Below are 24795 nucleotides of genomic sequence, written 5' to 3'. Positions count from 1 at the left end.
TTAGTGCTTTTGTGCACCAAACTAGACTTTAGTGTTGTAAATTACCGTCAGTTAAGTATACTTTTGGCGCTTTTTGTTACGGTTTAAATACATAGAGGGTTCAATTGGCGACTAGCTTGGCCCAAGAAGGTCGACAGTTGGCTACAAAAGTGCTTTTTTATCAAAGCCTAATTGCCATTGTTTTAACCTTTATTTTTACCCTTTATTATGGGAAATATTCAGGGATATCAGCACTTTATGGTGGACTGATATGTGTGTTGCCAGGAATGGTATATGCCTACTTAGCGTTTAAATATGCCGGTGCTAGCCAAAATAGGTTAGTAGTGCGGAGTTTTAACAAAGGAAGCAAAGTTAAATTTATTTTTACGATAGTGTTGTTTGTGATGGCTTATAAATGGTCAAATTTACAACCTTTAGCGCTGTTAATCAGCTATGTCGTAACCTTAATGGCTCAATGGCCCATAATAATTTTCATGAGTCGCGTTAGTCGCTGAATATGCGAAAACGAGACTGAATACAGATTTTTAACTTTAAATTGTGGATGGTAAAATGGCAGAATCAGATGGCGGTCAAAGCGTCAGTGGTTATATTAAACACCATTTAACTAATGCTTCGGTTGGTGATGGTTTTTGGACTTTTCACGTAGATACTTTAGCTTGGTCAATAGTGTTAGGTTTCGTATTTATTTTAAGCTTTAGAGCAGTAGCTAAAAAAGCGACTATTGGTGTGCCAGGTAAATGGCAAGCTTGTGTGGAGCTAATTGTCGAGTTTGTAGACAATACTGTTAAAAGTACTTATCACGGTAAAAGTGCATTAATCGCACCTTTAGCATTAACCATTTTTGTATGGGTTTTGTTGATGAACTTCATGGATTTAATTCCTGTTGACTTTTTACCTTCATTTGCACAATTTATTGGTGGTCAGTTGGGTTATGACCCGCATCACGTCTATATGAAAGTAGTACCTACTACTGATGTAAATATGACTTTTGCTTTATCTATTGGTGTGTTTATTTTAATGATTTTTTATTCAATAAAAATCAAAGGTGTAGGCGGTTTCTTAAAGGAACTATACGCTCACCCTTTTAACACCCCTTGGTTATATTGGTTTAACTTCATTCTGGAAGTGGTGGCTTTATTAGCAAAACCTTTATCACTTTCATTACGTTTATTCGGTAATTTATATGCCGGCGAACTTATATTTATTCTTATAGCAGGCACAATAGGGTTATGGCAGTTGCCATTGCATTTCTTATGGGCTGCATTCCACTTGTTAATCATTCCATTACAAGCTTTTATCTTCATGATGTTAACTATCGTGTATTTAAGCATGGCAAGTGAAGAACATTAATTAGTTTGGTGCTAATTACAACAGCTTAGGCTGGCTCTGAGGAGTTGAGGCAGGATGCCTAAATATACAATTTTATTACGTTTTTTTATTAATCTTTAACTTAAACACAAGGTGAAAATCTATGGATGCATTAACTTTAGGTAATCTATATATCGCAGTTGGTATTTTGATTGGTCTATGCGCATTGGGACCAGCAATTGGTTTCGGTCTTTTGGGTGGTAAATTTCTTGAGTCGGCAGCACGCCAACCTGAGCTAGCAGCTACTCTTCAAGTCAAAATGTTCATCGTAGCTGGTCTTATCGATGCAATCGCGATGATCGGTGTAGCTATCGCTCTTTATATGTTGTTTGTACTTGGTGCTTAATAGTAGTTATCCATTTCTTTCAACGAACTATTAAAGAGGAGTAGCGGTCTTGAATATCAATGCCACTCTACTTGGTGAACTGATAGCCTTTATATTCTTTGTGTGGTTTTGCATGAAGTTTGTATGGCCCCCTATTATAGGTGCTATTGAAGAACGCCAACAAAAAATTGCTGATGGTTTAGCTGCGTCTGAACGAGGTGAAAAAGACCTTGAGCTAGCACAAGTTAAAGCCACTGATCAGCTTAAAGAAGCGAAAGCTCAAGCAGCAGATATCATCGAGCAAGCCAAAAAGCGTGGTTCAACAATTGTTGACGAAGAAACGCAACGTGGCCATTCCGAGCGTGAAAAAATCATTGCTCAGGGATACTCAGAGGTCGAAGCAGAAAGAAACCGTACGAAAGAAGAGTTGCGTCAACAAGTCGCAGCTTTGGCTATTGCCGGTGCTGAAAAGATCCTTGAACGTGAAATTGATGCTGCGGCACAAAGTGACATAGTTGCAAAACTTGTCGCTGAGCTATAAGGGAGTATGAGCTATGTCTGAATGGACTACTATCGCTCGCCCTTACGCACAAGCTGCGTTCGATTACGCGGTCGAGAATAAAACCGTTACACAGTGGCAAGAAATGCTGATGTTTACTGCTGAAGTTTCTAAAAACGAAACAGTTAAGTCTCTTTTAACTGGATCAGTGGCAGCAGAAAAACTAGCCGAAATTTTTAACGGCGTGTGCGGTGAACAACTCGACCTACAGGGTCAAAATCTAGTGAAGATTTTGGCTGAAAATAGACGTCTACAAGCGTTTCCTGAAATATCTGTTTTGTTTAATCAGCTTAAAGCTGATTTTGATAAAGAGATTGATGTTGATATTACTTCAGCAGTCAAACTCAAAAAACAACAACAGACAGATTTAGGTAAATCTCTTGAAAAACGTCTGGCACGAAAAGTTAAGCTAAATTGTAGCGTGGATCCTGAACTGATAGCTGGTGTGCTTATTAAAGCCGGCGACACAGTAATTGATGGTTCACTTCGTAGTAAATTAAACCGTCTATCAGACGCGTTACAAGCATAACGGGGAAAAGAGCATGCAACTGAATTCCACTGAAATTGCCGAACTAATCAAACAACGTATTGAGAAGTTCGAAGTAGTAAGTGAAGCTCGAAATGAAGGAACTATTGTTGGTGTAACCGACGGTATTATCCGTATCCATGGCCTTGCAGATGTAATGCAAGGCGAAATGATTGAGCTTCCAGGTAGTCGTTACGCTATCGCATTGAACTTAGAGCGTGACTCTGTAGGTGCGGTAGTAATGGGTCCTTACGCTGATTTACAAGAAGGCGTAAAAGTAAAATCTTCAGGTCGTATCTTAGAAGTACCAGTAGGTCGTAATCTACTTGGTCGTGTTGTTAACACTCTAGGTGCTCCTATCGATGGCAAAGGCGCAATCGATGCAGATGGTTTTGAACCTATAGAAAAAATTGCACCGGGCGTAATTGAACGTCAATCGGTCGACCAACCTATTCAAACTGGTTATAAATCAGTTGATGCCATGATCCCAGTAGGTCGTGGTCAACGTGAATTGGTTATCGGTGACCGTCAAACCGGTAAAACTGCTTTAGCGATTGATGCCATCATCAATCAAAAAGATTCAGGTGTTAAATGTGTATACGTAGCGATTGGCCAAAAGGCCTCTACTATCGCAAACGTTGTACGCAAATTAGAAGAACACGGCGCTATGGGTCATACCATTGTTGTTGCTGCTTCTGCTTCTGAATCTGCAGCACTACAATACTTGGCACCTTATTCTGGTTGTACCATGGGTGAGTACTTCCGTGACCGCGGTGAAGATGCTTTGATCGTATACGATGACTTGTCTAAACAAGCCGTTGCATATCGTCAAATCTCACTATTATTACGTCGTCCGCCAGGTCGTGAAGCCTATCCTGGAGATGTTTTCTATCTTCACTCGCGTCTTCTAGAACGTGCTGCACGTGTAAATGATAAATATGTTGAGCGTTACACTAAAGGTGAAGTAACAGGTAAAACAGGCTCTTTGACTGCCTTACCTATTATCGAAACTCAAGCAGGTGACGTATCAGCTTTTGTACCTACTAACGTAATTTCGATTACCGATGGTCAAATCTTCCTTGAGACAGATTTGTTCAACGCCGGTATCCGTCCAGCGGTTAACGCTGGTATTTCGGTATCTCGTGTTGGTGGTGCAGCGCAAACTAAAATCATCAAGAAGTTAGGTGGCGGTATTCGTCTAGCCCTAGCTCAGTATCGTGAATTGGCGGCGTTCTCGCAGTTTGCGTCTGATCTTGATGACGCAACACGTGCTCAACTTGAGCATGGTGAGCGAGTTATGGAATTAATGAAGCAAAACCAATATGCACCACTTTCGGTTGCAGATATGGGTGTTTCATTGTTTGCTGTTGAGAAAGGGCATTTAAAAGAGATTGCACTAGATAAAATTCTAGATTTTGAAGCCTCTTTACACTCTTTTATGAACAGTGAATACAGCGAGCTAATGAACACTATCAATACTACAGGTAATTTCGACAAAGAAATTGAAGCCACCCTAAATGAAGCTTTAGATAAGTTTAAAGCAACACAAACGTGGTAATCAATTGGACCGCTACTCTCTTAGTACAAGAGGTGGTGGTCACTATGTTGAATAATCGGAGATAGAGTTTATGGCTAGCGGTAAAGAGATAAAAGGTAAGATCGGCAGTATTAAAAATACGCAGAAGATCACCAGCGCTATGGAAATGGTTGCAGCGTCCAAAATGAAAAAGGCGCAAAACCGTATGGCTTTAGGTCGTCCATATGCTGAGAATATCCGCAGCGTAATCGGTCACCTAGCAAACGCTAACCTTGAATATCGCCATCCATATTTGGAAGACCGCGAAGTAAAACGCGTTGGTTATATCGTAATTTCTACTGACCGTGGATTATGTGGGGGTTTAAACTCCAACGAATTCAAAATGGTCGTGAAAGATGCGAAAAAATGGCAAGAACAAGATGTTCAAATAGATTTTGCTGCATTAGGTGCTAAGTCTGTTGCGTTCTTTAACCGTTTTGGTGGCAATGTTTTAGCCGCCGAATCGGGAATAGGTGATGCGCCAAGTATCAGTGAAATCATTGGTTTGGTACGTATCATGTTGGATGCATTTAATGACGGCAAAATAGACCGTTTATATTTGGTATTTAATAAGTTTGTAAATACCATGGCGCAAGAGCCGCAGATCGATCAATTGTTGCCTTTGCCTAAATCTGACGAAAAAGAATTACAACACCGTTGGGACTACATATACGAACCTGATCCAAAACCTATCCTAGATATGTTATTGGTTCGTTTTATTGAATCTCAAGTATATCAAGGCGTAGTTGAAAATGGCGCGTCTGAGCAAGCAGCTCGTATGGTGGCCATGAAAGCGGCTACTGATAATGCGGGTGATATTATTGATGACTTGCAATTGATATATAACAAAGCACGTCAAGCAGCAATCACTCAAGAAATTAGTGAAATTGTAGCTGGCGCTGCAGCGGTTTAGGCAATGGTTTTAGAATTTAAGAGGAATTAACATGAGTCATGGTAAGGTCGTCCAAATAATTGGCGCCGTAGTGGATATTGAATTTCCACAAGATTCGGTTCCAAAAATATATGACGCCTTGCGAATTACCGAAGGTGATTTGCAAGGTTTGACCCTGGAAGTACAACAGCAATTAGGTGGTGGCGTAGTTCGTACCATTGCAATGGGTTCCACAGACGGTTTACGTCGTGGCCTAGCTGTTGAAAACAGTGGTGCTGCAATTCAGGTCCCAGTTGGTGTAGCCACATTAGGCCGTATCATGGATGTGTTGGGTAACCCAATCGATGAAGCAGGTCCTATTGGTGAAGAAGAGCGTATGTCTATTCACCGTGAAGCACCTACTTACGAAGAACAATCAAGTTCAATTGAACTACTAGAAACAGGCATCAAAGTTATCGACTTGGTTTGCCCGTTTGCTAAAGGTGGTAAAGTTGGATTGTTCGGTGGTGCCGGTGTTGGTAAAACCGTTAACATGATGGAACTCATTCGTAACATCGCTATCGAGCACAGCGGCTACTCAGTATTTGCTGGTGTAGGTGAGCGTACTCGTGAAGGTAACGATTTCTATCACGAAATGAACGAGTCAAACGTACTAGATAAAGTATCTCTAGTATACGGCCAAATGAATGAGCCTCCTGGAAACCGTTTACGTGTTGCTTTGACAGGTTTGACCATGGCGGAAAAATTCCGTGATGAAGGTCGTGATGTATTGTTCTTCGTAGATAACATCTACCGTTATACTCTAGCTGGAACAGAAGTATCTGCTCTACTAGGTCGTATGCCATCAGCAGTAGGTTACCAGCCTACCCTAGCTGAAGAAATGGGTGTACTTCAAGAACGTATCGCATCAACTAAAACAGGTTCAATCACTTCAATCCAAGCGGTATACGTACCAGCTGATGATTTGACCGATCCCTCACCTGCTACTACTTTTGCTCACTTAGATGCAACTGTTGTATTGTCTCGTGATATCGCGTCTTTGGGTATTTACCCAGCGGTTGACCCACTTGATTCTAGTTCACGTCAACTTGATCCTCTTGTTATTGGTCAAGAACATTACGACACGGCTCGTGGTGTGCAATCAGTATTGCAACGTTATAAAGAATTAAAAGACATCATCGCTATCTTAGGTATGGATGAACTCTCTGAAGAAGATAAGCTTTCTGTATCACGAGCTCGTAAAATTCAGCGTTTCTTGTCACAGCCTTTCTTCGTAGCAGAAGTATTTACTGGTTCACCTGGTAAGTATGTTTCATTGAAAGACACTATCAGTGGTTTTAGCGGTATCTTGAATGGTGAGTTTGATCACCTTCCAGAGCAAGCTTTCTACATGGTTGGTTCAATCGAAGAAGCAAGCGAAAAAGCTAAAAATATGTAGTTTCTATCCATTTGGTTCTAACAATTTGTTGGGGCCATATGGACTTGAATGCATATTTATTTAGGAGGTTTTTATGGCAATGACCGTACATCTAGACGTAGTAAGCGCTGAAACCAGTATTTTTTCTGGTTTAGTCGAAGCTATTCAGATAACAGGTAGTGAAGGTGAGCTAGGTATCCATCCTGGTCACGCACCTTTATTGACTACTTTGTTACCTGGAATGGTACGTTTGGTTAAGCAATTCGGTGATGAAGAAAATATTTACATCAACGGTGGTGTGCTAGAAATACAACCTGGTACAGTAACTGTATTGGCTGATACCGCTATTCGTGCAGAAGACCTAGATGAACAAGCGGCTCTTGATGCGAAAAAACGCGCAGAAGAGCATATCGCTAATCCTACTGCCGATTTTGAATACGCCGAAGCAGCCATTGAGCTTGCAGAAGCTATTGCCCAGTTAAGGTTAATCCGCAAACTGCGCAAGTAAGTAAAAATATACACTAAATGTTTCATGTGAAACTATTTAAAAACCTAGCGAAATGCTGGGTTTTTTGTTTTATATGGATTGGAATAATACAAAAATTTGAAAGTTTGTAGCCAAACTTTGGTCTTAATTTACACTCCCTTAATAATTATACTGATTAACTAATTTAGGAAATATCGTGAAATTGAAATTATTGTTAGCACTTAACGCAGTTTTTATCCTATATGCATCTCAAGTGAATGCTGATAAAGCAATTTTTGCAGGTGGATGTTTTTGGTGTATGGAATCAGATTTTGAAAAACTAGAAGGAGTAACCGATGTTATCTCCGGTTTTACTGGGGGCAGTTTAGAAAATCCCACTTATAACGGTAATCATACTGGTCATTATGAGGCTGTTGAAGTGACTTACGACCCAAAAAAAGTAACCTATCAAGCTTTGCTTGACCATTATTGGGTTAATATTGACCCTTTTGATAACAGAGGACAATTTTGCGATAAAGGCTCTAGTTATCTAAGTGCTATTTTTGTTGCGAATACTAAAGAAAGGCAGTTTGCTGAATTATCTAAGCAAAAAGTGATAACCCAGTTTCCAGATAAGAAAGTAGTAACGCCCATTTTGGCTACTACTACTTTTTATCCCATAAAAGGTGATGAAAGTTATCACCAAGATTATTACAAAAACAATCCTGTTAGATACAAACTGTATCGTTGGAACTGTGGACGTGATCAACGCCTAAAAGATATTTGGGGCGATAAAGCAACACACTGATTAGGCGATTAGCTAAGGGCATATTTACTCGCCCTTAGCTAATTTTTCAAATTTCAAGCCTTTGGCAGTGCGGTTTTTAAAACCTGCCCAGTGGTTATGATCCGCTTTAGCTTGGCCATTTTCATCCTTGCTCCAAACACCATCGTTTGAATTGACTTCTAAGTTAAGATAAACATCCATATTCTTATCGTCTTTTAGGTATTTTCCTAACCAAGCAGTAACAAAGTGCTGGGCTATGTTATTCATACGTACCGTGTCCCATACGGCATCTGTGTAGTGTTCACTGACATTAAAACCTAGTTCTTCATCGAAGAAATAAGATTCCTCAGGGGCTGGCATAGGAGCTGCAGCACCGTGATTTGCATTTTCATAGGTCAACAATGCCCGGTCTACCTCTGTTGTACCTTGCCAAATAGCACGTACTCCTTTTTCGTAGCCTGAAACATCATCAACTGAACCCGCTGCAAATAACATAGGTATTTTTACCCCTTTTAATGTTGTTTGGTCCCATACTCCGTAATTCATTCCCCAAGGAGCAAAAGCTATGACGGTTTTGAGTCTTGGATCAGGAGATTTGTGCGCTTCATTATTATCTTGATGTATAGCTAATACGTTGGGTGGTAAACCCCATGGGTAATCTACGGCTTGTTGGGTTAAACCTCCACCAGCAGAAATTACCGCACCATAGCCACCCATAGAATAACCAATCAAAGCTGAGTTTTGGGTGTTAACTAAGTTATATAAAAAGGAAGAACTGTCCTTTGACATAAGTTCTATTTGATCAAGAGTAAATAGTTGGTCGAGTGGCCGATTGAGCAAAGTCGAGCCAAAAGCGGCTTTGGTTCGATAAGTTGAGTCTGTGTGGTCGATAGCTACTACTACATAACCTTTTGAAGCAATATTTTCAGTTAAATGAGACAGTAAAAAGCGGTTACCAGGATAACCATGGGAAACCAATATCAGCGGAAACTTTTGCTGCGTTTTTAGAGGTTTGGCATCGCGAACGGCCTTACCATCTATAGCAACTTGGGTTTTACCATCACGTAAGAATACCCCTAAGGTCGTTTTTCCTTTACTGTTTGCAACTGCTGGGTACCAAACCTCTAAAGTTAATGGGCGGTCATATCTAGCTAAATTTGTTGGTTTAGCTGGGTCAATTTGGATAATATCAATTTGCTGCGGATTAATAATTTTTAAGGTTTTTACACCTATGGCATATTGCCCATAAGCGGCTAACTCTGGCGCATCGGGCCGTTGAGTATCAATTCGATTTTCGGCAAAACTAGTGATACTTAAGCCAGTAAATACAACCAACAACAAAATTCTATTTGCAACACGATAAAACATATTTAGATTCTTATAAAAAATATCCAGTGCGGGATACAGTATGACGTTTTACTAAACTTTACTAGTTGCTGGAAACTAAATGCAAACAATCTAGAAAAGAATCATATTTCATCTATTAAACTTGGCTGTAAAGCTTCACTTAATTGTGCCAAATGGGCTCCAATAATATCGAGTTGTGGAGAATATTCTTGAGGTTCAAGTTTGCCTTGTTTAATTATTTCTTCCAAGGCTTTAAATGCCGACTCAGAGCGGACTAATGCACAATCATAGCTGGACGGGAAAAACTTATATAAATGTACTAAGGCGCTGTTAATTTCATTGTTATTAAGTGCAGAGGTTAAGTCATCAAGCGTTTGCTGTGAGTGCTTAATGAGATTACAAATTGCTCCTAAAAACTGTGCGGCACTATTGTGGTGTTTTACTATGCCTTGTGGAATATCTACTCCCGGCAAGTCAATGCACTGTTTGCTTAATGCTAGTACTTTTGGTAACTCATAGGTCACCGCTATTTCATCATCTTGCAAGGCGCAGTGTTCTATATCGGCAAACTTTTGAGCAATAATATCAAAACCAAAAGAGCCTGCAGAGCCTCTTATTTTATGAGCAATTTCGCTAATAATAGTTAAATCGCCTTGTCCTAAGGCCTTCTCTAGATTATCTACTTGGTCACGCAAATCCTGTTGATAATCCCTAATCAACTTCACCATATCACCTTGATGAAGGGGGCTATCAATTTCGCCATGTTTGCTAAGATAAAGGGATAATTTACTAATAAAGTCTTGCCGCGAAATGGGTTTGGATAAATGGTCAGAAAATCCAAGGCGCATATAATGTTCTATTTCATGTTTCATGTTATTGGCGGTTAGCGCAATTACTGGAGTGTGATTACCCGCTGCTCTAATTTGTTTAAGGGCTTCGGTGCCATCCATTTGTGGCATATGAATATCGAGCAAAATCAAGTCAAACTTTTGATAAAAAACAGTTTCCAGCACTTGCTTACCGTTTTCGACTTCTATGACGGTAATATTCATACGTTTTAATAATATGGAAATTAATTCGCGGTTATTAGGATGATCGTCTGCTAGTAATATTTTATTACCTATAAAATTGGGCAAAGTAACTGGCAGCACAGATTTAGTGGGTGTCGACTGCCATATTTCAGTTACATTATTTATCCAAGGAGAATCTTGCACTACAGCTAAGTTAATACTTAAGGTAAAAGTAGATCCCTTTCGTGGAGCACTAGCAACACTAATATCGCCACCTAAGCCATTAGCAAGTCGCCGAGATATGCTCAGCCCTAGTCCCGTGCCTCCAAAACGTCTATTGATTGAACTGTCAGCTTGAGTGAAGGGTTGAAATAACAGTTCCTGTTGCTGTGCTGATATGCCCTCTCCGGAATCTTTTACTTTTAATTGTAATAAATTATTGAGCACACTTACCGACAAACCCACATAACCTTGCTCGGTAAATTTTATAGCATTATTAGTTAGGTTAAATAAAATTTGTTTCAAACGTGTTGGATCGGTATTAATTTGTGCTGGTAGTGGAAACTCGTATTCCAAATGAAAGGCCAAGCCTTTATCTCTGGCTCGTTTACCTACAACTGACTCAATTTGTGCCAACACTGAAAACAAAGGTGTAGGTATTGATTCGAAATCGAGTTTGTTGGCTTCAATTTTGCCAATATCCAAAATATCGTTAATTACCCTTAATAAATGATTGCCATTTTCTGCAATAATTTTTGTCACGCGTTCTTGTTCAGCTTTATCAATATCACCCAGTAAAATACCGTCGGCATAACCAATAATAGAAGTTAAAGGAGTACGGATTTCGTGACTCATGGTAGCTAAAAACCGACCTTTTGCATTACTTGCCTCGATTAGGTCACTATTGGTTTGCTCCAATAGGTAATTAGCCTCTCTGAGTTCAGTGGTGCGTTGTTGCACCGTATGCTCCAGTGTGGCGTTCAGTTCGTTATTTTGTATCACTAATAGCCTTACCTGGGCTGCCAATGCAAATGCTAACAACAAACTGTCTAAACAATTACCTATTAGCCCCAACAAATAAATATTAACGTTTAACCCAGGTAACACCCCAAAGTTCATCAAATTCCCTACCATGTTCGGCAGGGCGACTGACAATAAAGCGAAAACAAAATATTTGGCCGGCGAGTAACCTCCCTTCCAGCGGCGAATGCCGGAATAGATACCCAAAATACATACCACTGAGGTAATAAGAGAGGCGAGATATAAACCTATACCTTGGCTATAGAAAGCAAAGGGCAATGAAATTGCTGCCAATAAGGCGGTTATTTTTAATGCTTTAGCCGTTTTAGGGGCTGATTCTTTTAGGTGTAAAAATTGAATGTTAAATAAGCAGGTAAAAATCGCGCCTATTATGTACGCGGGCATTAACCAATGTTCTGAGCTATCAAGCCCCGCATATTCTGGTACACCAAATACTGCTGCCCAGCCTAGGGCATAAGCCAAAGTGGCAAATGCATAGGTTAAATATTGGATATTGCGGGTGCTAGAAAAAATGAATAGGTTATATATACCCAACGCCAAACAAATGCCTAAGCTTACAAGCAATATGATGTTTTCTAATTGAAATAGCTGCTCAGCTTGCGCATTAGGTTTAATCAAAATCTTAATGGGAGCGAAAAAATATTCACTTTCAAACATCATCAGCAAAATTTTACGCTGACCGGGTAATATTTCGATTTTGCTACCGTAATGAAAATTTTGTTGGTTTTTTAAACCATGACCGGTTTTAGTTGAGCTAGCGAGGGGTTTGCTACTATAGGATAATATTTCTATGCTTTGTACTACAGAGCCATAAGGATAAACGAACCATTCATTTAGTTGTGTGTCGTTGTAAATTTCAAAAGCTACAGCATATTTATCACCAAATGTGTTGGTTGTTTGATGCGGATCCAAGGTGTTTAACCAAGTTCTCAGTTGATTCAGTTTTTGGGGGGGCGAAGATGCATTGTTCGTTAGTGAAAAATAGCTGACATTGTTACTAATATTCTGATTGTTAATGTTACTCAAATTAAAGCTAACAATATCCTTTTCAGTTGGTGCAGCTAGTGCACTCATCACTAAACAAAAGCAAAGCGTTAGCGTACCTATAAATAATTTGATTTGCTTCAAATTTAATACCACACATTTGGTGTTTAACTTTACAAAATATAGACCGCCGTGGCCTATCGTTGTCTAATAAATACACTTTCCTAAAACAGTTATACTTTAATCAATAATTCCCAAAAAACACAAAATTTCAATAGGTTATTATATTACGGCGGTTATCATTAAAACACTTCTGCTGCATTTTTGAAAACAGAGTATGTAGTGGCGTACAATTAATGTTGTGAGTATGCTCAAGCACATAAGCTACCGATTCAAGCGTTGATAGGCTACTTTGCTGAGTAGTACGCCTAATGCGATATTGGTTGTCTGGTGGATTGGCAAAATGCCAGCTGTCGCATAGCTGCAACCAAGGGTTGAGATGCCAGATTTTTAAGGCCTTGCGCCAAGATGCATCAATGAATATCAGCTGTTGATTTGTTGGGAAATATTTTTCCTTTTGTTGTGGCGAAGAAATCGATTCAACCGAGATGCTTTGTTGGTGAGGATAAAATAAACAATAATTTTGCGGTTTCTCAGTCACCATTTTTGCTAACTCTTCCCAGTCTGCAGGTGTTTCACCTTGCAAAACTGATATATTCTTTAATCCTAACGTTAACAACTTAACTGTGTTTTTTGCGTGTTTTGCTTCTTTAGGATGTTGTAAAATAATGATATTGAGTGGTGATGTGATGGGATGTATCCACGGACATAGACAGGTTCTCTGCGGGTAGTTACAGCTGGCACATATCTGTCTTTTGTTGGTTTTTAAAGTTGTCATATCTGCGAATTTTTTAGACCCATTGCAACTTATGCTTAGTATTTTTGAGCAGGCTTGTTAAATTTGGTAGTCAATGTGCTAATTATCGACTGCCTCTTACTAATATTATATGCTCACCGGAAACTGTTTGACTAAATTAACTAACGGTTTACATATCTTAGGTTTATCTCATGTCATTTAATAGCAAAGTTAACTAGATGCCAAATCAACAAACTAAACAACTCGATTTAGAGCAAATTCAAGTCCAATATCCTTTTGTAGTAACAAGTTGATTTATTGCTATGTCTGAACATCCTCAATACGCCAAAATTTGGCGAACTGTGCAGCTCATTCCTTTGGGTAAAGTGGCAAGTTATGGCCAAATTGCTGATCTTGCTGGGTTGCCAGGGCGAGCTAGGCTAGTGGGTAAATCATTAGGTTTTGTGCCAAAAGATATGGAAGTACCTTGGCATAGAGTTTTGCGTTCAAATGGACAAATTGCATTTCCCACAGGTTCTGAACAATCACAAAAACAAAGTGGTTTATTACAACAAGAAGACGTCGCCGTTTTTAACAACCGAGTTAAACTTAGTATTTTTCAATGGCAGCCCGATTTGGCAGAAATGCTTTGGAAATTAGAGTATTAGCCTAGTTTACAGAATAGTTAATCTTGCTCTTAATAGGTAAATCGTATATTTTAAATTTCTGCTGTTAAATATACTTAGTTGGGATTTGAGCTGTGTTAAAAACCATTGATATAGACGATGTCGAAGAAGGCATGTTCGTTGACTCTATAGCAAAACAACAAGGCACATTTAGGATAACCAGTCGAGGTAGAGTCACTTCTGCTGCCGCCATAACGCTACTAAAAAAGAAAGGAATTTTGTCAGTTGTAGTTGATATGAGCAAACAACTCAAACCCAAAGTTGTTGAACAGGAAGAACCAGAAGTTCCTGCTGCAGTGCCTGAGACTCCCCATAAAGTCTCTTTTGAATCAGAACTTGAAGTGGCAAGCAAACTTCATACTAAAGGGAAATATATACAAAAAACAATGTTGGAGAGTGTAGGTAAAAACTTGCCTGTAGACATTGCCATCCCAGAAGCATTCACTAACAATCTTGTATCCTCTATAGATCGTAACCCAAATGCCTTAATGTGCATGACAAAAATACGAGAAAAGGACACTTACCTTTTAGAACACTCATTAAATGTGGCTATTTTACTAGCGAATTTTGGTACCTATGTAGGCTTGGCTGAAGAACAAATACAAGAATTGGCTCTGTCAGGATTTTTGCACGACATTGGAAAGATTAAAATTCCTGATGACATATTGCATAAACCCGGACGTTTGAATGATCAAGAAATGACCATAATGAAGGATCATGTGTATTACGGCACTAAAGTGCTAATAGAAATGGGCATTCCCGAACCAATTGTTGAAACAATTGGCCAACATCACGAAAGGTTAGATGGTTATGGTTACCCAGAAGGTTTACGTGGCGCCGAAATCACCCAATTTGGTCGGATGATTGCCATAGTCGATACCTATGATGCAATAACCGCTGACAGATGTTACAAGGTGGGTATGTCATCTAAAAAAGCGTTACAAATTTTATTACAAGATGCACCTGAAAAATATGACGAGGGATTAGTAAAACAATTTGTGCAATGTATCGGTATTTTCCCTGTCGGCAGTTTAGTCAAACTCAGTAACGAAAAAATTGCCATGGTACTCAAGCAACATCCTGTGCATGCCACTAAACCCGTTGTTAAAGTATTTTATTCGATTCGAAGTAATCATTACTTGGAGCCCAAGGAATTGGACTTAGCTACAATCAGTAATGGCGTAAAAATTGTAGATGCGGTGATCGCAAGCGACTTCAAGCTTGATTTCAATAAGTACTTTAATGAATCAATAGTGGTCTAATACCAATCTGGAAAAAGCAAAAGAACTTAAAGTTCCGCAAAACTTTTTAACTAACCTTTGCTTCTTTTAATATGATTATAATCTGGTCAGTGGTCACATCCGAGGGACACACCCCCTTATTAACCAATTCTTCATGAATATATTCAGGATCATTAGACAAAAAACGAGAGCTGTTTTTCTGTACGTAACGCGTGAGTTTCTGCTGCAATTTTCGAGTTAAACAAGACATCTGTACATCTTAACCAGTAATACGCTAAAAACACCCTGACACATATCGCGACAGGCTTGCAAATATAAGTAAAATGCTTAACGCATTTACATAGCCGCACTCTAAAAGATAATCAAAAACTAAGCCAACAATTTTTTAATACTATAATTCAATAAGGTAGACCAAAATTGTGATCTTGTGGTTAGAAAGTTGTAAAGATAGTTGACAAAAAATTGCTAATTATTTTTGAGTTAAGCAAAGGAGCCTATCATTTTGTTGTACAACTGTAGTTATCAAAGAGGCAAAATTATTCGTTTAGTTCGTATGCTTGTGCAATTCATATCCCTTTAACTGCTCAAGCAAGAGGGCTAGGTTTAGTTTTACAGGATGAAAATTTATTTCTTAATCTAACTCTTGTTCCTTGCGTACTTTTTCGGTGTTGTCTTTTAGTCTATCTAATAGTTGGCACAACAGCCTTTGTTCTTGTTCACAAAGCACAGAGGCAAACATTTCAGCTTGTTGAGTAAATGTTGGATAAATAGTGTCATACAAGGCCAGTCCTTCTGTAGTTAACCATATAAAAGGGCTTTTTTTATGTGCATTATTAGGCATTTTAATAATATAATTTTTAGCAGATAGCTCTGTTATAGCTCGACTAATATTAGCCTTATCTTGACGAATAAGATCGACCAACTTTTTAGCCGTTAATGGTCCCATTTTCCCTAGAGCCCCAACTACTCGCCATTCTCGTAAATTAATACCAAATTGTTCAACATTTTTAGGGCTACTTCCAAATGCCATCAAATTTGAAACAACAGTAACTTGATAACTGATATGTACCGCAGTAGGCATATCTTCGGTGACATAAGTTTTGCTTTTTTTAGGTATTGGCGCTGCTGATAATATTTTCACATCACTCATTATATCGATAACTCCTTTTACGGACTGAATTTTGGCGATTGACTGTTGTTAACCCTAGCCTATCTAGAATAACATTTTTATTAGTAGAGAAACAAAAGGACATAAAGCCGTCTCTGGGGACTAGTTGTAACTTGAATATATTCAGCGATTAAACACTAGAGCATATAGTTATTTCCAAGTTTTAGATCCTGATACTCCTGTCTGTATTTGGTAGGAGACAATCCAACATGTTTTTTAAAACTGCGGGTAAAAACCGTACTATCAGTAAAGCCAATCAAAGAAGATATTTTATAGATTGAATTCTCTGTTTCAATCAGCATATCTCTGGCTATATTGTATCTAACACCATCAAGTAGATTTTGATAAGTCAGCTGATGCTTTTTTAAGTAATACTGAATCGCTCTTGTGGTTTGATGTTGGCTTTCGGCGATATCAGTTAAGGTACATCGTTGATTTAAAATGAGTAAACTTCTAATGGATAGCTTAATTTGAGTTAATTTATTCGTATTAGAAGATTTACCTGTTAAGGTTAAAAAATCCTTGAGCGCAGTATTTAGCTTGCTGTTCTGGCCACTCATTTCAAGGGACAACTGTTTAATTGGGAAGATAAAACCATTGAATTTCATATTAAAATAGATGTCTGCACCCAGTATTTTCTTAAGATACTTGATATTGTTAGGCGCGGGGAAAGTAAAATAAATTTGTGACGGACACCATTTATTTTTAGTGATATTTTTAAAAAACTTAAACAACCTGATAATACCAAACAGAGTGGCTTGTGTAGTATCAATGCCCGAAATATCATCTATATGTGACTTAATATAGGCATTAAATTCATCTTTAGAAGGTTGCCATTCAAATCCATTGGTTCTTTTTAGCCTTTGCTCAAAAACTACTGATAATGCGTCATCAAATGAATTACATGACTTAGCTAATGAGTACATTAAACTTAAATGGTCATTGTTTTGTTCATTTGCCAGTAATGCACCAAAATACTGACAGCCTGTATACTTTGCACAATCATCGAGTACTTTTAGAGCTGTCGTTAAGGGGAGCTTATAGTCAGGATCTTTCAATAAATTGAAATCAAAATTTATTTCGTTCTCTAATAGTGAAATAGATAAAGAAAATTGTTCAAGCAGTATTTTATCAATCCCACTTAGTAAGGAAGCTCTTAACCATTTAGTGGGCATTTTAGGTTCTCCTTTATTTTAAGTCGCTAATATCTTCGTTAGATAGAGAGCCTATTTTTTCTATATGTATTTGTTCTAAATTGCTCACAAACTCACCTAAGTTTCGCAATATGTCAGTTTTTTGTATTTAAATGTCATTTCAAAACTAAGATTAGTGAAGTATCGTTGTCTAGTCAACAAATTCTGTAGGGTGAATATCTTCAATCAATTAGTCTGAACAAAGTATGTCTTTGCATGGCTAAGTCATTTGTTAATTGAACGCTCACCCAAATTATCACGAGAGGAATACATGAAATTTTATAAGTGTAAATTAGGCTTGGCGGTTACTAGCGCCTTGTTTTGTTCAGGACAATTATTAGCGCAAGATACTTCAGGTAAAAAAGAAGGCAGCCAAATTGAAGTGATTCAAGTAACATCGCAAAAACGTGTACAAAACATGCAAAAAGTACCTATTTCTACCCAAGCATTTACTGCTGATATGATGGAAAAGCTTGGTGCAGATACATTAACTGATTTAAACCAATCGAGTCCTTCTATTGAATTAGGGGGGTTAGGTAAGGGTAGCCAACAACAAATGGGTATTCGTGGCTTAGTTGATTTTGCACGTAATCCTGGCATCGACTCTCGAATGGGCATATACATCGATGGTGTATTTCAAGGGCGCTCTTACAGTGCCGATGTGCCGCTTTTAGGCTTAGAAAGTGTAGAAGTTTTGCGTGGCCCGCAAGGAACACTGTTTGGTAAAAATACAGTTGCTGGTGCGATAAGTTTAAATACTCGTAGCCCTTCAGAATTCTTCGAAGGTGAGGTAAGTGTAGAAGCCGGCAATCACGGAACTTACAAAACTGCAGCTTTTGTTTCTGGTGAACTGGCAAATAACTTATTTGGCTCTATTTCAGGCTCTTATCAATCATCCGATGGCTATTATAAGAATACATTTTTAGAAAATAACACGGGAGACTGGGATACTTCGGCGTCTCGTGGACAACTACGTTATGTCGCATCAGATAAACTAGAATTTATCTTATCCGCTGACTGGACTGACAAACACAGCGCAGTGCCCCTAGCGCAAGCAGAAAGTTCTGATGCGTTTAATGTTGCAGCTAATTTCAATACAGAGGACGATAGTGATAGCTGGGGTTCGGCCTTAACTGTCAATTACGATTTAGGCAATGACTATCTTTTCACTTCGATATCGGCCTACCGAGAAGCCTCATTTGCGACAATGGGTGATGATGATTATAGTGGGGCAAACCTAGTAAGCGTTTTATTTAACGAAGATTCAGAGCAACTCTCTCAAGAATTTAGATTAGTCTCGCCAAAAAATGATGTTTACGACTGGGTAGCTGGTGTTTATTACTTTGACAGTAATTTATCAAGTGATCGTTATGTCGAACTTGGAGCAGATCTCGTTGGCCCGGTAGCCGGAAGAATCATAGTCCCTACTACGCTCGATGATACGTCTACCGCTGCATATGTTCATGGAAACTATCGTTTTAACGAACTTTGGGAACTAACAGCTGGCTTACGATTTACCAATGAAGAAAAAAATGTCAATTGGCAGCAAAACAACGTTGCAAATGATCCTAATGTACCAGCAAATTTACCTGGCGGCGCATTAGGTGCAATTGATTATGCTGTATTTAAAGATGATTTCAGTGACTCTAATTGGTCACCTACAGTTGGGCTTAACTACTTCGCCACTAACGATGTAATGGTATACGGTAAAGTATCACGTGCTTATAAAAGTGGTGGCTGGAATACTGACTTCATGACTAACGGTTTAGATTTTTTTGCCTATGATACTGAATCGATGAACAATGCCGAATTTGGTATTAAGTCAATGATGCTCGATTACACCTTAAAAGTGAATGCGTCAGTGTTCTACTCTGATATTGATAACTTTCAAGTATTTCAGCGGGCCTTTAATGCCAGTGGAAACCCTGCTGTACAACTGACAAATGCAGGTGAAGCGCACACCTCTGGTCTTGAACTTGAAACAGTATGGATTGCAACTGACAACCTAACCTTTACCTTAAATACCACTTTTTTAGAAACTGGATATGACACGTTTTTAAGTCAAGGTGATGAGGACTACTCAGGTAATAAGTTTACATTCGCTCCAGACTTTAAAGGTTATTTCGGTGCTGAATACTTTGTACCAATAACAACCGGAGAGTTAACGATTAACATTGATTACAGCTATGCAAGCTCTCAATACACTACCCCAAATAACAGCGAGGCAGATGAAATAGATTCGTTTAAAACAGCTAATGCACGTATTACTTACCTAAGTAAAAATGCAGATTGGCAACTATCTGCATGGGTGAAAAATATTGCTGATGATGAGTACTTACGTAACACCAATCTTAATTTGCTAGGGGCTCGCCGCGTAACCTATGGTGAGCCAATTACTTACGGTGTTAATTTTAAATATATGTTTGAGTAATCACAGAAAAGTATGAACAAACGTTCTTCTAAGTACAAATAAACGAAGAAGACGTGAGTTCTCTGTGTTATTTACAGACAATATTTCTACTGTTTGTGAATTGTACATAGGAAAATTTATGATCGTAAATGGGTGTTTTAAAATCTTGTATTGAATGGATTTTACCCATTAATATCTAGAGCTTAATGACTCATTTACGATAAATAATTTATTTTTATTCGGTGTCTTACATCAACACCCCCTATAAATTCATCCAATATCAAGATTACAAATTAATGGACTGATTAAGTCGGTATCTTACGTTTGCTAGGGCATTTTAATTATGCCTCAACATAATATTCCAGACCTCATCACAATCGTCGAGGATTTTTCATGGCAGCATATGATTATATAATTATTGGAGGTGGGATAACGGGTCTATCCGTTGGTTATCAATTGTCAAAACACGCCACTGTTTTGTTATTAGAGCAAGAAAGTCACCCTGGTTATCATGCGACAGGCCGCTCTGCTGCGGTATTTTCACCTTTTCATGGCTGTGATAGACCAGCGTTGTTTTCCTTATCGAATGCCTCTAGTGATTTTTTCCACCAGCCACCGCAAGGCTTTTGTGAACACCCTTTGTTGAAGCATCGGGGGGTGTTAATGATTGCTGAAAAAGATAAGCAGACACAGTTAAAAGCAGCCTATAACAAGTTGCTTACCCTAGTGCCAGATCTGAAGTTTATTAACCAAGAAAGCGTGAAGGAAAAGCTCCCAGCACTTTGTAATGAATATAATCAAAATGCTATCTATGACGATAATGTTTACGATGTTGACGTGCATGCTTTACAAGAAGGGTATTTAAAAAGCATGCGCAAACAAGGCGCCGTCATCAAAACGAATCAAAGGGTAGACCAAGTAACTCAAAAGGATAACCTTTGGACAGTATCTACTGTGTCGAGTACTAATGAACAAGAATCTTTCCAAGCACCGGTAGTCATCAATGCAGCCGGTGCATGGGCAGATAGTATTGCAAAAATGGCAGGATTAACTCCCTTAGGCATTCAACCTTTACGCCGCAGTGCTATGTTAATTGACACCCCAAAGCCTAAAAATGCAGCACAAACTTATCAATCTGATGAGTGGCCTATGGCGGTAGAATTTGAAGAAAATTTTTATATCAAACCCGATGCAGGTTGTTTACTCATTTCGGCAGCAGATGAAACGTTATCACCACCCTGTGATGCTCAACCAGACGAGTTAGAGGTTGCTTATGCGGCGCATTACGCTGAGCAAGCATTTGGGATACCCATTCGAAAGGTTAATCATAGTTGGGCTGGTCTTCGCACTTTTGTCGAAGACCGTAGTCCTGTCATAGGTTATTCAGACGAGAAAAAGGGTTTCTTTTGGTTAGCTGGTGTGGGTGGTTATGGTATTCAAACATCCCCAGCAACTGGAAGGTATGCAGCGGCACTGGTCATGGGTCAAGATGTTCCCAAAGATATTTCAGACTTAGGTATGGACAAAACATTTACTTCTCCAGCTCGTTGCCATGATGGCGTTAATAAGGGGGATTAAAAGATGATGAAGTTTATCCGAACATATTTACTACCGGGTTTGTTATTTCAATCCGTAGTAATAGCTGGTGGATATGCAACCGGTAGGGAATTAGTCGAGTTTTTTCTGCATCTAGGTCCATTAGCAGGTTTACTTGCTATGGCTGTAACAACAGTTGTATGGAGTGTTGTTATCGCCGTAACTTTTGAATTATCACGAGTATTCAAGAGTTATGACTACCGTTCCTTTTTTCAAGTATTGCTCGGTCGAGCTTGGGTGTTATTTGAACTTTGTTACCTAACACTACTATTTTTGATACTCGCTATTATCACTAAAGCTTCGGGTGAAATGGTAGCAGCACAATTCGATGTACCCAGTTATGTTGGTACTACTGTTTTGATGTTTTCTATAACCCTCCTTACTTTTTATGGCAGCAACCTAATTGAAAAGGTTTTAGCTTCATGGTCATTTGTACTTTATGTGGTTTATTTTATTTTTCTATATTGGGGGCTTGGCCAATGGGGAGATATTATATTCTCAAAATTGACTGATCCTGCACTCAACGATATAGCCACATCCGATTGGTTTAGTAGTGGTGTAAAATACGCGGGTTATAACTTAGCCGTGATCCCTTCGATCTTATTTTGTATTCGACATCTATCTAGCCGCAAAGAAGCCATTGGAGCAGGTTTACTTGCTGGACTGTTGGCTATTATTCCTGGTATTTGCTTTTACCTATTGCTGGTTGCATTTTATCCATCGATTGAAAACGAAAGTGTACCCGTTACCTCTGTTTTGGCGGCACTGGATTCACCATGGTTTAGCTTAGTTTTTAATGTTGTTATTTTTGGTACTTTCATTGAAACAGGTACTGCATTATTACATGCGGTTAATGAGCGTGTAGCTGCTGCTTATCAGCACTTGAATAAACCTTTACCAAAATCATTACGTCCCACACTCGCCTTAAGTTTTTTATTGTTAGCCAGTTATTTAGGTAATGAATTTGGTTTGATTAACTTAATTGCACAAGGTTATGGGGTGTTAACTTACGGTTTTATCGCCTTATTTGTAGTGCCTGTGTTGTCTATTGGTGTGTATAAATTAATGACTCAACAAGACAGACCTATTTAATAAAACTTCTTTTTCTATTCAAGGTTTAAAGTATGAATCATCTCAAATTAAAAATACAAAAGTTAGCTATTCCGATAACAGTCGCCTCGGCGTTATTGTTTCCAGTTCATGCTATTGCCGATAGTGTTAGCGACAAAAAATACGATCTAGTTATTGTTGGCGGCCGTGTAATGGATCCCGAATCCAATTTTGATGGGATTAGAAACGTCGGTATCAAAAATGGAAAAATTGCCATAATTACCAGCGAAACTATCAAAGGTGCTAAACAAATAAATGCTAAAAATCATGTGGTTGCACCAGGGTTTATTGAAGGCCATCAACATGGAACCGATCCATTTAGTCGCAAGGTAAGTTTACGTGATGGGCTGACTACTTCTTTGGATTTAGAATCTGGAGCGGGCAATGTTGGCAAATGGTATGCCGATGCCAAAGGAAAAACCCAAGTCAATTACGGCATGGTTGTTAATGCTGCTTTTGCTCGGCTCTCGGTGTTAGATGGTCCAGAAATAGCAGCACTCGGTAATGATACCGGCGATTTATTGGGCCCTGGGGTGGTATATGCTGCCGCAGCTAAAGCAAAAAAAGAAAACCGCAAAATGGGCTGGTCACATATTGTTTCTTCACAACAGCAATTGGAAAAAATATTAGCTTATATCGATGAAGGGTTACGTCAAGGCGCCATTGGTACCGGTATTCCAGTCGGCTATATGAAAGACGGAATAACTCAATATGAAATGTTCAAATATCAAGAGCTAACGGCTCAATATAACCGTGTTTCAAATGGACATACTCGTTTTGTAGGTGTTATGCCACCTTCTGGAGGCATGTTAGGCGTTCAAGAGATGTTGGCTAATGCGATGATTTTAGATGCGCCATTTTTAGCGGCACACCTCAACAGTATTCAAGATTGGGAATACTCAATTCCATTAATTAATGCGGCTAAAAAACGCGGAGCTAAAGTATGGGGGGAAGTCTATCCTTACGGCGCTGCTTCTACTATTGCTGCAAGTGCCATCCTAAATGAAGATCAACTGCCATTAATAGGAATCACTTATTCTGATATCCGCAGTGTTGGCGGTAAACCATGGGATAAAGAAAGTTATGACTATAATCGTAAAAATAATCCAGGAAGTGTTGTCATTGTCCAAGTTAACCCAGAAGAGCAAGTTGGCGAATGGATATCAACACCCGGTGTGGTGATCGTCTCTGATGGTATGCCAGTTCAAAATGCTAAAGGCGAATATTATCCTTGGGACTCTCCCTATGAAGGCAAATCTGTTCACCCTAGAGCATCAGGTACTAGAGCTAAAGTGTTGCGCTTGGTACGTGAACAAAACGTTATGCCCTTAATGGAAGCCATTTCTAAAATGAGTTATTTACATGCAAAGTATATGGAAGAATTTGCTGGTGTAAGTGATTTTCGTTACAAAGGTCGTATGCAACAGGGGGCTGATGCCGACATAGTTATATTCGACCCTGCCACTGTCACCGATAACGCTACTTTCAACCCTGGAGAAGGCACACTGCCCTCCACAGGTATTCCCTACGTATTAGTAAATGGCACAGTTGTTGTGGAAAATTCGAAAGTACAAAAAGTGTTCCCTGGTAAACCTATCCGTTTTCCAGTGCAAGAAACTGGAAAACTAGATCAAATAGAGATTAACGTTAGAAAATAAAACGGCTGTACCAGTCACACTTAAAAATTATTAATACAATAGACTAGGAAATACAATGAACACTAAACCAGTTGGCGATAAAATTACTTTACCTAATGGCCAAGTTGCTCCATTTTCAAAAGCTTATAAAGCGGGTGAATTATTATTTGTATCCGGGCAATTAGCCTTTAATACAGATAGCACACTAAATACCGATGATATCGCCACACAAACAACACTGTGCTTGAAACAAATTGCCAACATCTTAGCAGAGGAAGGACTCACTAAAGATAACATTGTAAAACTGGGTATTTGGTTAACAGATAAAAATGACTTTGCTGAATTCAACAAGGCCTATGCAGAGTTTCTAGGTGATCACCGCCCTGCTCGTTCAACTGTTCAGTCACAGCTAATGTTGCCTGGCTCAAAAGTAGAAATAGAAGCCATTGCCGCCTACTAATATTGAATCATCGTATAAAAACAGCAACGCATTGAACATTATTGTTCAATGCGTTCTGTTTAAATGTAAATGCCTTTAGTTCCGCCTCCCAAACACAAAAACAAATTTTCCAGTTTAGGTAAGTGGGGTGGCTGCTTGCT

22 protein-coding genes are annotated in these 24795 nt (G+C 38.9%); 17 read left to right on the top strand and 5 right to left on the bottom strand.

The features are described from left to right. Nucleotides 1–104: 104 nt before the first annotated feature. The 10 genes from GARC_RS00260 to msrA all read left to right on the top strand — a co-directional run bounded on the left by GARC_RS00260 (nucleotide 105) and on the right by msrA (nucleotide 7937). Nucleotides 105–494, top strand: coding sequence for an ATP synthase subunit I (locus GARC_RS00260; protein ID WP_039988253.1), 390 nt, complete (start codon nucleotides 105–107; stop codon nucleotides 492–494). 55 nt (nucleotides 495–549) lie between these two features. Continuing rightward, nucleotides 550–1350 carry a F0F1 ATP synthase subunit A gene (gene atpB / locus GARC_RS00255; RefSeq protein WP_007615446.1) on the top strand — a complete coding sequence of 267 codons (801 nt, stop codon included), beginning with the start codon at nucleotides 550–552 and terminating at the stop codon, nucleotides 1348–1350. Nucleotides 1351–1471: 121 nt separating this feature from the next. Continuing rightward, entirely contained in the window at nucleotides 1472–1714 is a 243-nt protein-coding gene (gene atpE, locus GARC_RS00250) for a F0F1 ATP synthase subunit C (protein ID WP_007615445.1), read from the top strand. 49 nt (nucleotides 1715–1763) lie between these two features. Then, nucleotides 1764–2234 (top strand): F0F1 ATP synthase subunit B, encoded by a 471-nt coding sequence (gene atpF, locus GARC_RS00245; protein WP_007615444.1) that lies wholly within the window; start codon nucleotides 1764–1766, stop codon nucleotides 2232–2234. 13 nt (nucleotides 2235–2247) lie between these two features. Beyond that, nucleotides 2248–2781, top strand: coding sequence for a F0F1 ATP synthase subunit delta (gene atpH / locus GARC_RS00240; RefSeq protein ID WP_007615443.1), 534 nt, complete (start codon nucleotides 2248–2250; stop codon nucleotides 2779–2781). 13 nt (nucleotides 2782–2794) lie between these two features. After that, nucleotides 2795–4336, top strand: coding sequence for a F0F1 ATP synthase subunit alpha (atpA, locus tag GARC_RS00235; RefSeq protein ID WP_007615442.1), 1542 nt, complete (start codon nucleotides 2795–2797; stop codon nucleotides 4334–4336). A gap of 70 nt (nucleotides 4337–4406) precedes the next feature. Next, a complete protein-coding gene (atpG, locus tag GARC_RS00230; RefSeq protein WP_007615441.1) occupies nucleotides 4407–5267 on the top strand; it encodes a F0F1 ATP synthase subunit gamma in 861 nt (286 codons plus the stop codon). Nucleotides 5268–5298: 31 nt separating this feature from the next. After that, nucleotides 5299–6684: a F0F1 ATP synthase subunit beta gene (atpD, locus tag GARC_RS00225; RefSeq protein ID WP_007615440.1), complete on the top strand. Its 1386-nt coding sequence runs from the start codon at nucleotides 5299–5301 to the stop codon at nucleotides 6682–6684. Nucleotides 6685–6757: 73 nt separating this feature from the next. Beyond that, nucleotides 6758–7171 (top strand): F0F1 ATP synthase subunit epsilon, encoded by a 414-nt coding sequence (locus GARC_RS00220; RefSeq protein WP_007615438.1) that lies wholly within the window; start codon nucleotides 6758–6760, stop codon nucleotides 7169–7171. A gap of 175 nt (nucleotides 7172–7346) precedes the next feature. Then, entirely contained in the window at nucleotides 7347–7937 is a 591-nt protein-coding gene (msrA, locus tag GARC_RS00215) for a peptide-methionine (S)-S-oxide reductase MsrA (RefSeq protein ID WP_007615435.1), read from the top strand. A gap of 24 nt (nucleotides 7938–7961) precedes the next feature. Here the strand turns inward: msrA and GARC_RS00210 are convergent, their stop codons facing one another. The 3 genes from GARC_RS00210 to GARC_RS00200 all read right to left on the bottom strand — a co-directional run bounded on the left by GARC_RS00210 (nucleotide 7962) and on the right by GARC_RS00200 (nucleotide 13196). Continuing rightward, nucleotides 7962–9284 carry an alpha/beta hydrolase family protein gene (locus tag GARC_RS00210; RefSeq protein WP_007615433.1) on the bottom strand — a complete coding sequence of 441 codons (1323 nt, stop codon included), beginning with the start codon at nucleotides 9282–9284 and terminating at the stop codon, nucleotides 7962–7964. 101 nt (nucleotides 9285–9385) lie between these two features. Further along, on the bottom strand, nucleotides 9386–12442 hold the full coding sequence (locus GARC_RS00205) for a response regulator (RefSeq protein WP_007615431.1): 3057 nt from the start codon (nucleotides 12440–12442) through the stop codon (nucleotides 9386–9388). Between the two features lie 127 nt (nucleotides 12443–12569). Beyond that, nucleotides 12570–13196, bottom strand: a complete 627-nt coding sequence (locus GARC_RS00200) for a tRNA-uridine aminocarboxypropyltransferase (protein ID WP_007615429.1) — start codon at nucleotides 13194–13196, stop codon at nucleotides 12570–12572. A 281-nt stretch (nucleotides 13197–13477) separates the two neighbouring features. Here GARC_RS00200 and GARC_RS00195 point away from each other — a divergent pair, with 281 nt between their 5' ends. Next, nucleotides 13478–13822: an MGMT family protein gene (locus GARC_RS00195; protein ID WP_007615427.1), complete on the top strand. Its 345-nt coding sequence runs from the start codon at nucleotides 13478–13480 to the stop codon at nucleotides 13820–13822. Between the two features lie 92 nt (nucleotides 13823–13914). Next, nucleotides 13915–15102 (top strand): HD-GYP domain-containing protein, encoded by a 1188-nt coding sequence (locus tag GARC_RS00190; RefSeq protein ID WP_007615426.1) that lies wholly within the window; start codon nucleotides 13915–13917, stop codon nucleotides 15100–15102. 610 nt (nucleotides 15103–15712) lie between these two features. Here the strand turns inward: GARC_RS00190 and GARC_RS00185 are convergent. Together GARC_RS00185 and GARC_RS00180 are read right to left on the bottom strand one after the other, a co-directional pair. Continuing rightward, complete coding sequence (locus GARC_RS00185; RefSeq protein ID WP_007615422.1) at nucleotides 15713–16231, bottom strand: MarR family winged helix-turn-helix transcriptional regulator; 519 nt, start codon at nucleotides 16229–16231, stop codon at nucleotides 15713–15715. Nucleotides 16232–16386: 155 nt separating this feature from the next. Continuing rightward, nucleotides 16387–17424: an AraC family transcriptional regulator gene (locus GARC_RS00180; RefSeq protein WP_007615421.1), complete on the bottom strand. Its 1038-nt coding sequence runs from the start codon at nucleotides 17422–17424 to the stop codon at nucleotides 16387–16389. Nucleotides 17425–17713: 289 nt separating this feature from the next. On the opposite strand from GARC_RS00180, the gene GARC_RS00175 reads away from it, so the two are divergent. The 5 genes from GARC_RS00175 to GARC_RS00155 all read left to right on the top strand — a co-directional run bounded on the left by GARC_RS00175 (nucleotide 17714) and on the right by GARC_RS00155 (nucleotide 24655). Then, entirely contained in the window at nucleotides 17714–19873 is a 2160-nt protein-coding gene (locus GARC_RS00175; protein WP_007615419.1) for a TonB-dependent receptor, read from the top strand. Between the two features lie 372 nt (nucleotides 19874–20245). Continuing rightward, entirely contained in the window at nucleotides 20246–21430 is a 1185-nt protein-coding gene (locus GARC_RS00170) for an NAD(P)/FAD-dependent oxidoreductase (RefSeq protein WP_007615417.1), read from the top strand. A gap of 3 nt (nucleotides 21431–21433) precedes the next feature. Beyond that, complete coding sequence (locus tag GARC_RS00165; RefSeq protein WP_007615415.1) at nucleotides 21434–22540, top strand: YkvI family membrane protein; 1107 nt, start codon at nucleotides 21434–21436, stop codon at nucleotides 22538–22540. Between the two features lie 32 nt (nucleotides 22541–22572). Beyond that, nucleotides 22573–24216, top strand: a complete 1644-nt coding sequence (locus GARC_RS00160; protein ID WP_007615412.1) for an amidohydrolase family protein — start codon at nucleotides 22573–22575, stop codon at nucleotides 24214–24216. A gap of 55 nt (nucleotides 24217–24271) precedes the next feature. After that, on the top strand, nucleotides 24272–24655 hold the full coding sequence (locus GARC_RS00155; RefSeq protein ID WP_007615410.1) for a RidA family protein: 384 nt from the start codon (nucleotides 24272–24274) through the stop codon (nucleotides 24653–24655). The last annotated feature ends 140 nt before the right edge of the window (nucleotides 24656–24795 follow it).

Origin of the sequence: Paraglaciecola arctica BSs20135 (genome assembly GCF_000314995.1) — a bacterium.
Classification (GTDB): domain Bacteria; phylum Pseudomonadota; class Gammaproteobacteria; order Enterobacterales; family Alteromonadaceae; genus Paraglaciecola; species Paraglaciecola arctica.
This window is presented reverse-complemented; position numbering and strand designations above follow the sequence as displayed.

Excerpts from the sequence above, each read along its gene's own strand:
- GARC_RS00220 (WP_007615438.1), top strand. The coding sequence starts at position 6,758 with ATGGCAATGACCGTACATCTAGACGTAGTAAGCGCTGAAACCAGTATT.
- GARC_RS00165 (WP_007615415.1), top strand. The coding sequence starts at position 21,434 with ATGATGAAGTTTATCCGAACATATTTACTACCGGGTTTGTTATTTCAA.
- GARC_RS00170 (WP_007615417.1), top strand. The coding sequence starts at position 20,246 with ATGGCAGCATATGATTATATAATTATTGGAGGTGGGATAACGGGTCTA.
- GARC_RS00185 (WP_007615422.1), bottom strand. The coding sequence starts at position 16,231 with ATGAGTGATGTGAAAATATTATCAGCAGCGCCAATACCTAAAAAAAGC.
- atpD (WP_007615440.1), top strand. The coding sequence starts at position 5,299 with ATGAGTCATGGTAAGGTCGTCCAAATAATTGGCGCCGTAGTGGATATT.
- atpA (WP_007615442.1), top strand. The coding sequence starts at position 2,795 with ATGCAACTGAATTCCACTGAAATTGCCGAACTAATCAAACAACGTATT.
- GARC_RS00160 (WP_007615412.1), top strand. The coding sequence starts at position 22,573 with ATGAATCATCTCAAATTAAAAATACAAAAGTTAGCTATTCCGATAACA.
- GARC_RS00200 (WP_007615429.1), bottom strand. The coding sequence starts at position 13,196 with ATGACAACTTTAAAAACCAACAAAAGACAGATATGTGCCAGCTGTAAC.
- atpH (WP_007615443.1), top strand. The coding sequence starts at position 2,248 with ATGTCTGAATGGACTACTATCGCTCGCCCTTACGCACAAGCTGCGTTC.
- atpE (WP_007615445.1), top strand. The coding sequence starts at position 1,472 with ATGGATGCATTAACTTTAGGTAATCTATATATCGCAGTTGGTATTTTG.
- GARC_RS00195 (WP_007615427.1), top strand. The coding sequence starts at position 13,478 with ATGTCTGAACATCCTCAATACGCCAAAATTTGGCGAACTGTGCAGCTC.
- GARC_RS00210 (WP_007615433.1), bottom strand. The coding sequence starts at position 9,284 with ATGTTTTATCGTGTTGCAAATAGAATTTTGTTGTTGGTTGTATTTACT.
- GARC_RS00180 (WP_007615421.1), bottom strand. The coding sequence starts at position 17,424 with ATGCCCACTAAATGGTTAAGAGCTTCCTTACTAAGTGGGATTGATAAA.
- GARC_RS00175 (WP_007615419.1), top strand. The coding sequence starts at position 17,714 with ATGAAATTTTATAAGTGTAAATTAGGCTTGGCGGTTACTAGCGCCTTG.
- atpG (WP_007615441.1), top strand. The coding sequence starts at position 4,407 with ATGGCTAGCGGTAAAGAGATAAAAGGTAAGATCGGCAGTATTAAAAAT.
- atpB (WP_007615446.1), top strand. The coding sequence starts at position 550 with ATGGCAGAATCAGATGGCGGTCAAAGCGTCAGTGGTTATATTAAACAC.
- GARC_RS00155 (WP_007615410.1), top strand. The coding sequence starts at position 24,272 with ATGAACACTAAACCAGTTGGCGATAAAATTACTTTACCTAATGGCCAA.